The sequence below is a fragment of the Dictyobacter halimunensis genome, from assembly GCF_036245075.1.
The window spans coordinates 177,727-191,259 of sequence record NZ_BSRI01000002.1 but is presented as its reverse complement, the minus strand read 5'-3'; the positions used below and the strand labels follow the sequence as shown (position 1 = coordinate 191,259).

At 51.9% G+C, this 13,533-nt stretch carries 10 protein-coding genes and 2 rRNA genes; 8 read left to right on the top strand and 4 right to left on the bottom strand.

Features of this window, described 5'->3' with window-relative positions:
- Positions 1-19 precede the first annotated feature (19 nt).
- Both AABA21_RS14905 and AABA21_RS14900 read left to right on the top strand, forming a co-directional pair.
- On the top strand, positions 20-343 hold the full coding sequence (locus AABA21_RS14905) for an L-rhamnose mutarotase (protein WP_338251387.1): 324 nt from the start codon (positions 20-22) through the stop codon (positions 341-343).
- Between the two features lie 140 nt (positions 344-483).
- On the top strand, positions 484-1,398 hold the full coding sequence (locus tag AABA21_RS14900; RefSeq protein ID WP_338251385.1) for a diacylglycerol/lipid kinase family protein: 915 nt from the start codon (positions 484-486) through the stop codon (positions 1,396-1,398).
- A gap of 51 nt (positions 1,399-1,449) precedes the next feature.
- Here the strand turns inward: AABA21_RS14900 and AABA21_RS14895 are convergent, their stop codons facing one another.
- From AABA21_RS14895 to AABA21_RS14880, 4 genes are all read right to left on the bottom strand, one after another.
- A complete protein-coding gene (locus AABA21_RS14895; RefSeq protein WP_338251383.1) occupies positions 1,450-1,854 on the bottom strand; it encodes a hypothetical protein in 405 nt (134 codons plus the stop codon).
- Positions 1,855-2,137: 283 nt separating this feature from the next.
- Positions 2,138-2,494 (bottom strand): zinc-ribbon domain containing protein, encoded by a 357-nt coding sequence (locus AABA21_RS14890; RefSeq protein WP_338251382.1) that lies wholly within the window; start codon positions 2,492-2,494, stop codon positions 2,138-2,140.
- Between the two features lie 229 nt (positions 2,495-2,723).
- Entirely contained in the window at positions 2,724-3,419 is a 696-nt protein-coding gene (gene nth, locus AABA21_RS14885; RefSeq protein WP_338251379.1) for an endonuclease III, read from the bottom strand.
- Between the two features lies 1 nt (position 3,420).
- On the bottom strand, positions 3,421-3,699 hold the full coding sequence (locus AABA21_RS14880) for a hypothetical protein (RefSeq protein ID WP_338251377.1): 279 nt from the start codon (positions 3,697-3,699) through the stop codon (positions 3,421-3,423).
- 619 nt (positions 3,700-4,318) lie between these two features.
- On the opposite strand from AABA21_RS14880, the gene AABA21_RS14875 reads away from it, so the two are divergent.
- The 6 genes from AABA21_RS14875 (at position 4,319) to AABA21_RS14850 (ending at position 13,435) form a co-directional block, all read left to right on the top strand.
- Positions 4,319-5,389 carry a GTP-binding protein gene (locus AABA21_RS14875; RefSeq protein ID WP_338251375.1) on the top strand — a complete coding sequence of 357 codons (1,071 nt, stop codon included), beginning with the start codon at positions 4,319-4,321 and terminating at the stop codon, positions 5,387-5,389.
- A gap of 3 nt (positions 5,390-5,392) precedes the next feature.
- Complete coding sequence (locus AABA21_RS14870; protein WP_338251373.1) at positions 5,393-6,181, top strand: hypothetical protein; 789 nt, start codon at positions 5,393-5,395, stop codon at positions 6,179-6,181.
- Positions 6,182-6,283: 102 nt separating this feature from the next.
- Positions 6,284-7,039 carry a 4'-phosphopantetheinyl transferase family protein gene (locus AABA21_RS14865; protein ID WP_338251371.1) on the top strand — a complete coding sequence of 252 codons (756 nt, stop codon included), beginning with the start codon at positions 6,284-6,286 and terminating at the stop codon, positions 7,037-7,039.
- 111 nt (positions 7,040-7,150) lie between these two features.
- The gene (locus AABA21_RS14860; protein WP_338251369.1) at positions 7,151-8,020 is read left to right on the top strand and encodes a prephenate dehydrogenase; all 870 of its coding nucleotides are present in this window, start codon (positions 7,151-7,153) and stop codon (positions 8,018-8,020) included.
- Positions 8,021-8,634: 614 nt separating this feature from the next.
- Positions 8,635-10,112, top strand: a 16S ribosomal RNA gene (locus AABA21_RS14855).
- A 357-nt stretch (positions 10,113-10,469) separates the two neighbouring features.
- Positions 10,470-13,435, top strand: a 23S ribosomal RNA gene (locus AABA21_RS14850).
- The 16S and 23S rRNA genes sit together here, the layout of an rRNA operon.
- The last annotated feature ends 98 nt before the right edge of the window (positions 13,436-13,533 follow it).

Genomic DNA, 13,533 nt, shown 5'->3' with positions numbered 1-13,533 from the left:
TTACAGAAGGAGCTGTATTATGAAACGTGTTGGATTTGTATTGAACGTTAAACCCGAGAAGATCCAGGAGTATCGCGAACGGCACCGCGCGGTCTGGCCGGAGATGCAAGAGGCACTGCGTCGCAACGGCTGGCACAACTATTCCCTGTTCATGCGCGAGGATGGTACGATATTTGGCTACGTCGAGGTTGAGGATAGCTTCGCGGCTGTATTGAAAGGGATGGATCAAGAAGAGATCAATACACGCTGGCAAACGTACATGGATGGCTTCTTCGAGATCACTCCCGGCCTGCATGCTGATCAGGCTATGCTGGAACTGGAAGAGGTTTTTCACCTGGATTAGCCAGTGTCGCAGGCAGTCGTAGAAAGCGTAACAGGGGTCTGGATCTCAGGCAGATGTAGTAAGCGAGTAAGCATTGCTGTCAACGAACGAAGATGTTACAATGGCTGGCATTGTAGCTCAGTTTAGAAGGAGTTGTTGCCATGGAGACATCGGCTCCCGCAGGGAAACCTCTGGTTATTTTGAATCCGGCTGCCAATCGGGGCAATATGAAGGTATATCGCGGCTTGTTACAGCGTTATCGGGATCAGCGGCGCATCGATTATAGCGAGACACGTCGACCCGGCGAGGCTAAAGATCTGGCACAGCAAGCCGCGATGGCCAATCGAGAGGTCATTGTGGTAGGTGGAGACGGTACCGTTCATGAAGTCGTGAATGGATTGCTGACCTCTGGTCGCCGTGTGCCTCTCGGCATTGTGGCAGCTGGCTCTGGCAATGACTTTGCCTGTAATACGTTAAAGCTCCCGCGTCAGCCAGGTGAAGCGATTGAACGTGCGCTCAATGGTCGTCTGACCAATGTTGATGCGGGTCGCGTGAATGACACCTATTTTGCCAACGGCTTTAGCATCGGAATGGATGCCGAGATTGGCGCGCTTACCAATCGTATGAAAAATATCCCCTTGATGAGTGGAGCGGGACTGTACTATGTGGCGGCACTGAGACAGCTTATCTTTGGTTTCAATCGTTGTCCATGGCTGACTTTTCGCCTGGACGATGGAATTGTTGAGCAGGCGACTGAGAAACGCTATGTCTTGATGGCTGTAACCAATGGGCCAGCCTACGGTGCAGGCTTTCAGATTAATCCCCAGGCCGATTATGCAGATGGTCTGCTTGATGTCTGCGTTGTCGATTACACTCCTCTCTGGCGTGTGCTCCAGCTCTTTCCAGGCGTCAAGCAGGGCAAACACGTGAACGAGCCGGAAGTCACTTTCTATCGAGCGCGCGCCATCCATATCGAGAGTAAGCAGCCTGTTACGTTGCAGGCCGACGGGGAAGAAGCACGCGTAACTGTAGTTGATGCAGTTGTTCTGCCGGATGCTTTATGGATACGTCTATAGATGCAACAAAAAGGGAGCTATCCTTGCAAGGATAGCCTCCTTCCCCTTGAATTAAGCATTCTGGGCGGCCCTGGAGGCGCGTAACCGGCGTAAATAGTTGGCCAGGTGGGCATTAAAAGTTACCCCTTCATACCACTCAGGATAGATTGTATGCAGGGATTGGAAGGCTACGGGGATAACATGGTGCGCAAACTGATTGATATCCATCGCTGTAAGCAATGCGCGTAACTGTGTGGAAGAAGGGGCCTGCCAACTGGTCTCCGTTGCGGAATCAGTGGATACCCGGGTATATCCCAGAGCAAGGCATGTATCTTCGGCAACATTCAATACCGATGCATCCAGATTGTCACCACCCATCCATTGATGAATTGTAATAAATAAATCAGCATCGCTGAGTGCAAGTAAATCTGTCTGAACCTGTTTGGTGAAATTGCGAGATTGGTTGCTGGTTTTCATGAAGCATCCTTCCTGCTCTACAAATATGTCCGGTGTACACTGAGTGGGGAAAATACAAAGCAGTATGTGCTATTGAATAGTCATCCGCTCTTGTTGGACCCACTGACTCTTTCGGTGTCTATGCGGAAACTGGTAACGAGAGGAGCAGCTAGACGAGCACATAAATGAGTTACATAAACGGCCCAACTGTTAAGCGCACTGGCAGATGTCTGCGTGTCGCACTTACAAGTTGGGCCGTTTCCATACAAGTATTATCTGTGTGTACCAGCAAACTGGTTACAGATTACCAGCGGGCTCCTCGGCCGCCCGAGTGGCTATCGCGTTGGTTCTGGAAGCAATCGCTGCAATAGACGGGGCGATCTTCGCGTGGCTGGAAAGGTACCTGAGCCTCATTACCACAACTGGCACAGATAGCGGTATACATCTGGCGTGGCTCACTGCGGTAACCACCATTGCCACCGCGGCTGTAACCACCACGGCCCTGTCCACCACCCTGCTGCTTGCGGGCGGAGCGGCATGATGGGCAGCGGCTGGGGGCATTGGTCAGGCCACGGCTAGCAAAAAATTCTTGCTCACCGGCGGTGAAGGTAAATTCCTGGTTGCAATCGCGACAGTTAAGGATTTGGTCGGTATATGACATTTCACATTCTCAATTCTCGGGGTAATACCCCAGTGTTGTAATTAAACGCTCGCTATCGCGCTGCTTCCAATAGGCAATCTACTCTAAGCAATCACGCACCTACGGCGTTTTTCTATTATACACTACTTGTCTACCCCTTATTGGAAAAAGTAAAGAAGTACTAATTATATTTATACAATTTTAATCAGTCTACCTTTTCTTCATCTGGCTTTCATAATTTTGGTATCTGTCAAGGCTTGGCGCTGCGAATTGGTGTCGCTTTAAAAGCTGAAGGGCAAAGGTGGGTAAGTGAGCAACGCTCGCATAAGGGTTTACGGGCATCGCAGATGGCGCGGCCATGGAAAATAAGGAGATGTGAAAGGTCGAGCCAGTCTTTTTCTGGCACAATCAGCATGAGTTCTTGTTCAACCTTGACTGGATCGGTGCTCGTTGTCCAGCCAAAGCGCCGTGCCAGGCGTCCCACATGGGTATCAACCACAAAACCAACCACAATCCCAAAGGCATTGCCCAGCACAACGTTGGCGGTTTTGCGCGCCACTCCTGGTAGCGTCAACAGATCCTCCATAGTGTGGGGAACGTTGCCATCATAGGCGGTAATCAAACGCTGGCAGGTTGCACGAATGTTTTTCGCCTTATTGCGATAAAAACCCGTGGACCGGATATCCTGTTCAAGCTCCTCCTGCGAGGCACCGGCAAAGGCTTCAACGCTGGTATATTTCTTAAACAGCCTGGCGGTGACAATATTGACTCGCTCATCAGTACATTGAGCTGAGAGCTGGGTCGCGATCAACAGCTCCAGCGGATTTGAAAAGTTTAGCGAGCAAGCTGCTTCTGGATAGAGACGACGTAGCTCCGCAATGATTGCCTGAACCTGTTCTGGAGAGCCGGGTTGAGGTCCTGTATAGATAGGTGTGGCGATATTCATATTACTTGTTGTTTTCGCGCTGTGCGCGTAGCAGGCTGCGTAACGCATCGGCCTGACCGCGATTCCACGCCGCGGATCGGACTTCGGACCCGATAATGGGAAGAGAGCTTTTCTCACTAATGCGGGCGGCTCGTTCGCGTTGGATAATTTCGTGAAAAAGCTGGCGATCACTTAAGCGCCAGCCATGAAGTTTGGCCTGTTCTGACAACCACATAATACGCTCAAAGCCAGCCGTATAATCTTGCTCTGCTGGATCATTGCGCATTGGTGTATTCTGCATATATTGCCTCTATAACGAAAATGTAATGAGACGGAGTGTTTCTGATCGGAATGTAGTTCTACAAGTCCGATTATGTCAGAAAATAGGCTTACATGTCAAGAATAGCTGTACATGATTCATGACTTGTCTGCATGACTGCAGCCAGTCGGAGAAGAATTCCTGCATGTTATGCTCTTATTGCATTTATCTCGCATATGGGTTAAAGTGGAAATATTATGGTCTAAAAGCTGTGCAGTATGTTAGAATCAAGAGACGAACATTTCTCTCAAGGGTCTGTTGAGGGGAATTATGGAGTATGACATAGGTTATATGAAACGCACTCTGATAGACGCTCGTACTATTGTTGTAAACTGTGTTGCTGAACATAACCAGAGGGCACAGACAGTGATTTTGTACGCACGTCATATTGTTTTATAGAAGTCTCGTAAATGATGTCAGGGAAGGAAGTTGAGCGTGGCTAATAAAAAAATTCACCAATGCAAATACTGACAAGGACAAGTTAAGAAAAGACCTGGCTGCCAGCATTTTACGTGAACGGAAACAGCCCAAGAATTTTAAAGAGCTAGGGCTGCACACCCTGCGGAATCTGCCAGCGAATATCTCGATGGTGCAAGGCTTGATGAAGGCTGTCAACTGGAATCTGGCCCAGCAAGAAGTGCTAGAGAATCTGAACAATACCGTTGTTATCGTTGGACAACCAAATACAGGTAAAAGCACACTGTTTAATACCTTGAAGGGGCAAAATCTTTCTCCAGCCTCTTCACAAGCTGGTACGACCCGTACCCTGGTGCGTACCGACTTTGGTCCTTTCACCCTCGTGGATACTCCGGGACACTTGCCTGATGTGATGGAGAGTGGCATGGATCAGGCCAGCGTGATTGTGTTTTTGATCGATGCATCGAAGGGCTTGCAGGCAGCCGATCGTGAGTTGTATAACGTGATCAAGCGTTTCGACAAACCAACGATCGTCGCAGTCAACAAAATCGACGAGCTTAGAGGTGGTGAGGGTGGTGATCAACTGGCAACGGAAGTCGCCGTACAGCTTGAAGCGCCTGGCGTCATTCCTGTTTCAGCCAAGACCGGCGCTAATATCGCCGAGGAACTGATACCGGTTATCATTGAGTCGAGTCCTGAAGCTGCGCTGGCGATCGGACGAGAGTTGCCTGCTTACCGGCGTGCGGCCGCCCAGCGTATCATTCGCAATTCAACGCTGCTCAGCCTGGCGGCTGGTCTGGAGCCAATTCCGTTTGTTGATATTCCTATTCTGCTTGGTACACAGATACGCCTGGTATTGCGCCTGGCCGCGCTATATGGCGAACAGATGGATAGCGCGGACTCCAGAAAGCATGCGCGTGAATTGATTGCCACGATTGCTGGTGGTCTGGGATTGCGTTACCTGGCCCAGCAGGCTGCAAAAGCTGTTCCCTTTGGAGGCGACTTCGTGGCCGGCGCCATAGCTGGTGCCGCGACCTGGTCCATTGGTCAGGTCGCGCTTGAGTATTATGAAGAGAACAAGCAGTTGAGTCCGAAACGCTTACAGCAACTGTATAAAAGTTTCTATCATCGCTTCCGCAAGAATAGCAGCCCGCAAGATCTAAAGGAGCAGGTGATAAAAGAGATCGAAACCGGCAAATCAGAACCATTAATGCAGGAATCTGACCGCAGGCTTCTGGAAGAAGGAAAGGCTTAAGCCGTGCCCATGCTCTTTCCCTATGACCATTACGAGACGCTGAACGAGCCTTTCACTATATATTATCCGGCGAGTGAGGAGGTGCTTGCTCGCCAGGTAACTGAAAAGATTGACCTGGCTGGCAAGCGGCTCTCTAATCTCCTTCATATTGATTTGCCGGATTTTGAAGTCCTGCTGGTTGATATGGAGGACTGGCCGCTGGTGCCTCATAGTGAATCCGAAGAGGTTGATGCGCCCCATCCATATATGACTGATCTCACCACCCCGCCGACGCTGGTTGTGCCGACCGAGCTCGATCCCATTTTCGGAGATATCACGCCGGAAAAGTTTGCTTTTATGCTCTACCATGAGCTAACGGTCGCTTACCTCGAAGACGATCCTCGTCCCTGGCCAGAAGTGACACCATTGTGGGCGGATGAATGGCAGTTTAAGTTTATTGCCCTCTGGCTTTCACAGCAGCTTGATGGGGTCCAGGGTGTGGTCAATAAAGATCTGCATGAGCAATATAGCGAAGCTTTTGAGCCGGAAGCTGATGGGAAGACCCCGGTAACGGTGCGAGGCTTTGACTGGTATGACGACACAACGCCGGAAGAGTATCTCACCTATGAGCTTCTACTTGAGCAGCTGGCATCAGACCTGCTGGCTCGTTACGACATTTCGCTGGTACAGCGCTTCTTGAACCTTTACCGGACCGAGCAGTCCGAGTTGCTAAGTGATCAGGTTACAAACATGCTAGTGGAAGCCATCGGACCTCAATCGGAAGGATGGTTAGAAGAGTTAGTGTATTTTTAATCGCTGTGACTACGGACTATACCGGATTCGCTTTGTGAAAAGGGGCATGGCGCCTGGATGCTCATGCTCTCTTTTTTTCTGTTTAATTAAGCGGACTAAAGGATGGTAAAGTTGGAAAGAGCATGGACTCAATCACCCTCAACAATGGTTTTGAAGCCCGACGAGATCCATGTCTGGCGCGTTTTTGTTGACGAGTGGCTTGCGGCGATACCAGAACTGCTTGTTTTCTTAAGTCCAGATGAACAAGCACGAGCACAGAGGTTTTATTTTGAGCGAGACCGCAACTGCTCTATTATTGCTCGTGGGGCGCTACGGGTATTACTGGGTCGATACTGTGCGGTTGATCCATCAATGATCATGTTACAGTACAACGAATTTGGCAAGCCTAATTTAGCCTCCCATGACTTAGCTTTGCCACTCTATTTTAACCTGGCCCATTCGCATACCACCATTGTCTACGCCTTTACATGTATTAATCGCGTTGGTATTGATGTAGAGTATATGCGTACTAATGTTGAGTACGAAGAACTGGCAGAGCATTATTTCTCACCCATAGAAAAAGCGCAGCTACATGCGATGCCGATTGAACAAAAGATGCAAGCTTTTTTTGCGGGTTGGACCAGGAAAGAGGCCTATATCAAGGCGCGCGGCAAGGGTCTATCAATTCCATTGGATTCTTTTGACGTTACATTACAGCCTGACCGGGATCCTCGCTTGCTGGCTTGTCGTGAGGATCCCAAATCTGTGAGCCACTGGACGTTCTATGCGCTTCCTGCGGATCCGCATTATGCGGGAGCACTTGCCCTGGATGGTGTATGCGAGCACCTGCAATTCTGGCATCTATCCTCGCTCTTTTAAGCGACGTTCGCTTCCTCTATGCTTTTGGGTGCCATTTTAGTATAATGGCACTCAATTCATTGCGGGAACGTGTGGGTTTGAGATTTACGGCGCGAGAAGGAGTGCTCTGTCATGTTTAATAAGGTAAGCATTATCGGTCTGGGGTTAATTGGTGGTTCGATTGGGTTAGCTTTGCGGAAAGCGAATGCGGCGAAGCAGATCGCAGGTTATGACCTGGGCCGTGGAGTAAGCGCACAGGCCTCTAAAGTTGGAGCAATCGATCAAGCTTATGAGAGCATAGTGGATGCGGTGAATGGATCTGACCTGGTTATCCTGGCGACTCCTGTTGGCGCGGTACGATCTCTCTTGCAAACGATCGCTCCCGCATTAACGCCGGGTACCGTGGTTACTGATGTTTCCAGCACGAAATCTCAGGTCATTAGCTGGGCCGAAGAATTTTTGCCCGAGCACGCCTTTTTTGTTGGTGGGCATCCCATGGCAGGAAAAGAGATGAGTGGTGTGGCGGTCGCTGATGCTGATTTATTCAAAGATTGCATCTATTGTTTGACGCCAACCAGCCGCACTCCGGCGACAGCTGTGAGCATGGTCGCGGCCTTAGTAGAAACCCTTGGTGCTCGTCTGCGTTTCCTGGATCCGGCAGAACATGATGGGTTGGTAGCAGGCATCAGTCATCTCCCATTTCTAGCTTCAACTGCCCTCATGGCTACTGTTGCTGATGATCCAACCTGGGTGGATGCCTCATTGTTAGCCTCGTCTGGTTTTCGAGATGCTACACGGCTGGCTGCTGGCAATCCCGAAATGTACCGTGATATCTGCCTGACGAATAGCGCTGCTATTGTGCGCTGGCTGGATATATACGTTTCAAAGCTTTCTGAGCTCCGCGATCAGATTGCCAGGCACGACAAACATATCAACGAAGCATTTGCCAGAACCCAGCAACAACGGCAGCAATGGCAGGCATCACATTATTCTGAGAAATAGTGACTTTGCGCTTTATTTTCTCTTAAAAATGCTTGACAACTGCTATTCATTGTGGCATAATCATCAAGCTGTCAAAAAAGAAACAATCACCCGCCTCCATGAGCGTGGGTGCTCCTGTTCTCGCATCGCAGCTGTGCTACGGTAAGGTAGCTCCTCCGGGATCACCATTCCCCCCATCACTCACCCTACGCGGGATGACCACGTCTGTGAGTGTTCCAGGCCGTTTTTCGCGGCGGTTCCCAAGCGGAACCAGGGAGAACAACGGGATTTCGGACGGCTCGCAAAAGTGGTCCCAAAACCGCTTGACAGAGCACAACAGATATGCGATACTACAGCACACGAGACAAGCGAACGAAAAAAACACAAATGCTTGCTCAATGGCAGAATGAAGGTTCTGCCGACTCAGTACCTTGACAACTGAAGAGTGGAAAGCAGAACAGCAACTGGAACAACAACACATTAAGAACCAGTTCCTGTCAATTCGGAGGCTTGATGGTAACATCAAGTATCCATAATAATCTGCGAAACAAGCCAATGTTAATGTAACTTGGCCATGATCGCAACTTACCATGCTTTTTCACATGTCTTGCAGAGATATGTGTTTATAAAAACATTGGATGGCGAGTTTGATCCTGGCTCAGGATAAACGCTGGCGGCGTGCCTAACACATGCAAGTCGAACGCCCTGTGCAAACAGGGAGTGGCGGACGGGTGAGGAACACGTGGGTTATCTACCCTGGGGTGAGGAATACCGGCGAGAAATCGCCGACAATACCGCATATGCTCGCGAGAGCAAAGCCGGAAACGGCGCCCGAGGATGAGCTTGCGCTCGATTAGTTGGTTGGTGGGGTAATGGCCTACCAAGACTGCGATCGATAGCTGGTCTGAGAGGACGATCAGCCACACTGGGATTGAGAACGGCCCAGACTCCTACGGGGGGCAGCAGTGAGGAATTTTCGTCAATGGGGGCAACCCTGAACGAGCAACGCCGCGTGCAGGATGACGGTTTTCGGATCGTAAACTGCTTTTCTCTGGGACGAGAACGGACGGTACCAGAGGAATCAGCCCCGGCTAACTACGTGCCAGCAGCCGCGGTAATACGTAGGGGGCGAGCGTTGTCCGGAGTTACTGGGCGTAAAGCGCACGCAGGCGGTCAGATTAGTCTGTAGTGACAGTCGTCGGCTCAACTGACGAAGTACTATGGAAACTGTCTGACTTGAGGGCTTCAGAGGGACACGGAATTCCGGGTGGAGTGGTGAAATGCGTAGATATCCGGAGGAACACCAAAGGCGAAGGCAGTGTCCTGGGAAGTACCTGACGCTCAGGTGCGAAAGCTAGGGGAGCGAACAGGATTAGATACCCTGGTAGTCCTAGCCGTAAACGATGACCACTAGACGTTGGGGGTATCGACCCCTTCAGTGTCGCAGTTAACACAATAAGTGGTCCGCCTGGGGAGTACGGTCGCAAGATTAAAACTCAAAGGAATTGACGGGGACCCGCACAAGCAGCGGAGCGTGTGGTTTAATTCGATGCAACGCGAAGAACCTTACCAAGGCTTGACATGGACCTGCACCAGCCGTAACGGGCTGTCCCTTCGGGGCGGGTTCACAGGTGCTGCATGGCTGTCGTCAGCTCGTGTCGTGAGATGTTGGGTTAAGTCCCGCAACGAGCGCAACCCCTGTCGTTAGTTGGATATTTCTAGCGAAACTGCCGTTATAAGACGGAGGAAGGCGGGGATGACGTCAAGTCAGCACGGCCCTTACGCTTTGGGCGACACACACGCTACAATGGTCAGGACAAAGAGTTGCCAACCCGCGAGGGGGAGCTAATCTCGTCAAACCTGGCCTCAGTTCAGATTGGAGGCTGCAACCCGCCTCCATGAAGTTGGAGTTGCTAGTAACCGTAGGTCAGCACACTACGGTGAATACGTTCCCGGGTCTTGTACACACCGCCCGTCACACCACGAAAGTTGGCAACACTTGAAGCCGCTGGGCTAACCCATTGGGAGGCAAGCGTCGAGGGTGGGGTCAGTGATTGGGGTGAAGTCGTAACAAGGTAGCCGTACCGGAAGGTGCGGCTGGATCACCTCCTTTCTAGGGAGCTTGAGCACGCGTCTGAAGAGACTTCAGACACATGAGCGTGTTCCACTTCCAGGTCGACCAGGAGCCTGGTCTGATGTCTGTTGCCAGAAGCGACGCTGGTTTCCACTCTTGAGCTGTTGGGGTACACCATCGGTAACATTCCGAAGGCGTACGGAAGCCGGGGCAAGCCCGGCACCTACGTGGGGTGATTAATGATGGCCAACAGTGCACTTTCACAACTGAATACAATGTATCTTCAATTTTGCTGAGCAATATGGTCAGCCAGAGTTGAAGCAGAGGATCGATTTCTCTCTTCGAGAAGAAGAGCAGAAGTCAAAGCATTCATAGTACATGATGAAGAGACATAGAGAACAAGCTACACAGAGTACGAGGTGGATGCCTTGGCGCTAAAGACCGAAGAAGGACGCGGAGACCGGCGAAACGTTCGGGGGGAGCTGCATACAAGCGATGAACCCCGAGATTCCGAATGAGGCAACTCCTCCAGAGTGATGTCTGGAGACCGCCTGCTGAACACATAGGCAGTGACGGGGGGCAGTGGGTGAACTGAAACATCTCAGTAACCCGACGAAAAGAAATCAACCGAGATTCCCGTAGTAGTGGCGAGCGAACCGGGAGGAGCCCAAACCGATGAACCCTCGGGTCCATCGGGGTTGTAGGACCGACAACAAAGAACCTTTGTTTACTTGAACACGTTGGAAAGCGTGACCAGAGCGGGTGAGAGTCCCGTAGAGGACGAACGAGGGGACTGGGTCGGTATCCTGAGTACCACGAGACACGTGCAATCTTGTGGGAAGCTGGGGGGACCACCCTCCAAGGCTACACATCTTTAGCGACCGATAGCGAACAAGTACCGTGAGGGAAAGGTGAAAAGCACCCCGAGAGGGGGATGAAAGAGACCCTGAAACCACGTACTCACCAGCAGTCAGAGGCCACTGTTCCATGAGGAACCAAGGGCTAATGGCGTGCCTTTTGTAGAATGATCCGGCGAGTGCATCGTCGTAGCCTGGTTAACCAGCGTTAAAGCTGGGGAGCCATAGGGCAACCGAGTCTGAAGAGGGCGAGCGGTTGCGGCGATGCGACCCGAAACCGTGTGAGCTATCCATGAGCAGAGTGAAGCGGATGTGACAGTCCGTCGAGGCTCGCACCCACCAGTGTTGCAAAACTGGGGGATGACTTGTGGATAGGGGAGAAATTCCAATCGAACACGGAGATAGCTGGTTCTCCCCGAAATGTATTGAGGTACAGCTGTATGATACACTATCCTGGAGGTAGAGCTCTGAATGGGCTAGGGGCCTCGTGCAGGTTACCAAACCCAAGCAAACTGCGAATGCCAGGACAGCATGCATGCAAGTGAGACGGCGGGGGCTAAGCTTCGTCGTCAAAAGGGAAACAGCCCAGACCATCGGCTAAGGTCTCCAAGTATCCGCTGAGTGTAAAAGGGGGTCACAACGCCCAAACAGCCAGGATGTTGGCTTAGAAGCAGCCACCATTTAAAGAGTGCGTAATAGCTCACTGGTCGAGTGTCGTGGCACCGACAACGTATCGAGGCTCAAGCGGATTACCGAAGCCATGGAACCTTTCTCTTGAAGGAAGGTTGGTAGGGGAGCGTTCTCAAGCCGAGAAGCCAGACCGCAAGGACTGGTGGAGCGAAGAGAAGTGAGAATGCCGGAATGAGTAGCGTCATGTCTGTGATAACCAGACACACCGAATGCCTGAGGGTTCCTGGGCACCGTCAAACGTCCCAGGGTGAGTCGGGTCCTAAGCCGAGGACGTCATAGTCGTAGGCGATGGAAAGCAGGTCAGAGATTCCTGCACCGGAGATGCTCGTTACGAGCAATGGGGGGACGCGGTAAGGAAGGTGAGCCCATCGATTGGACAGGATGGGTCTGTGCGCTGAAGTGCGAAGCCGAGGCAAATCCCGGTTTCCTGTGCATGACACGTGCAGCGAGCGGACGTTGCGTCCGCGGAAGTCATCGGCCCCTAGGCCGCCAAGAAAAGCCTCTCGCCAGAGTTTATCTCCGCCCGTACCGCAAACCGACACTGGTAGGCAGGGGGAACACTCCCCAGGTGATCGAGCGACCCTCTGTTAAGGAACTCGGCAAATTGACCCCGTACCTTCGGAAGAAGGGGTGCCCTAGTAGCGATGTTCTTCGGAATGGCGTGAGGGGGTTGCAAGAAATTGGCTCAACCGACTGTTTACCAAAAACACAGGTCTCTGCGAACGCGAAAGCGGAAGTATAGGGGCTGACTCCTGCCCAGTGCCGGAAGGTTACGAGGAGCGGTGATCGTAGCTGCGAATCTAAGCCCCGGTGAACGGCGGCCGTAACTATAACGGTCCTAAGGTAGCGAAATTCCTTGTCGGGTAAGTTCCGACCCGCACGAAAGGAGTAACGAGTTGAGCACTGTCTCGACAGAGGACTCGGCGAAATTGAAGTACCCGTGAAGATACGGGTTACCCACGACAGGACAAAAAGACCCCGTGGAGCTTTACTACACCTTGACCTCGAAACGAGGCAGAGCGTGCGTAGCATAGGTGGGAGTCGGAGAACCTACCCTTGTGGGGGTGGGGGAGACACCAATGAAATACCACTCTCGTTGTGTTTTGTTTCTCACACGTCACCGTGAGCCGGGACGTGGACAGGATCAGGCGGGTAGTTTGACTGGGGCGGTCGCCTCCCAAAGAGTAACGGAGGCGCCCAAAGGTTCCCTCAGGGTGGATGGACATCACCCATCAGAGTGTAAAGGCACAAGGGAGCTTGACTGCAAGACGGACAGGTCGAGCAGGGACGAAAGTCGGGCTTAGTGATCCCACATTCCCGAGTGGAAGGAGTGTGGCTCAACGGATAAAAGCTACCCCGGGGATAACAGGCTTATCTTGCCCAAGAGTTCACATCGACGGCAAGGTTTGGCACCTCGATGTCGGCTCGTCGCATCCTGGGGCTGGAGTAGGTCCCAAGGGTTGGGCTGTTCGCCCATGAAAGCGGCACGCGAGCTGGGTTCAGAACGTCGCGAGACAGTTCGGTCTCTATCCGTCGTGGGCGTAGGAGAATTGAGGGGCGTCATCTCCAGTACGAGAGGACCGAGATGGCTCGACCGCTGGTGTGCCAGTTGGCCTGCCCGGGCCAGAGCTGGATAGCTATGTCGAGAAGGGATAAGCGCTGAAAGCATCTAAGCGCGAAGCCGCACCCAAGATGTGTTCTCCCACTCTCTAGAAGAGTCAAGATCCCAGGAAGACGACCTGGTAGATAGACGACACGTGGACACCTGGTAACAGGCGCAGCGAAGTCGCCCTAATGATCGTACGGCTTGTTTCACCAACAGGTATCTTCATCATGGCGCTGGAATGCGTGTCTTCTGCTTCAGTCTCTGACTGACGGATGGCTCGGCAAAATTGAGGATACATTGTATACAG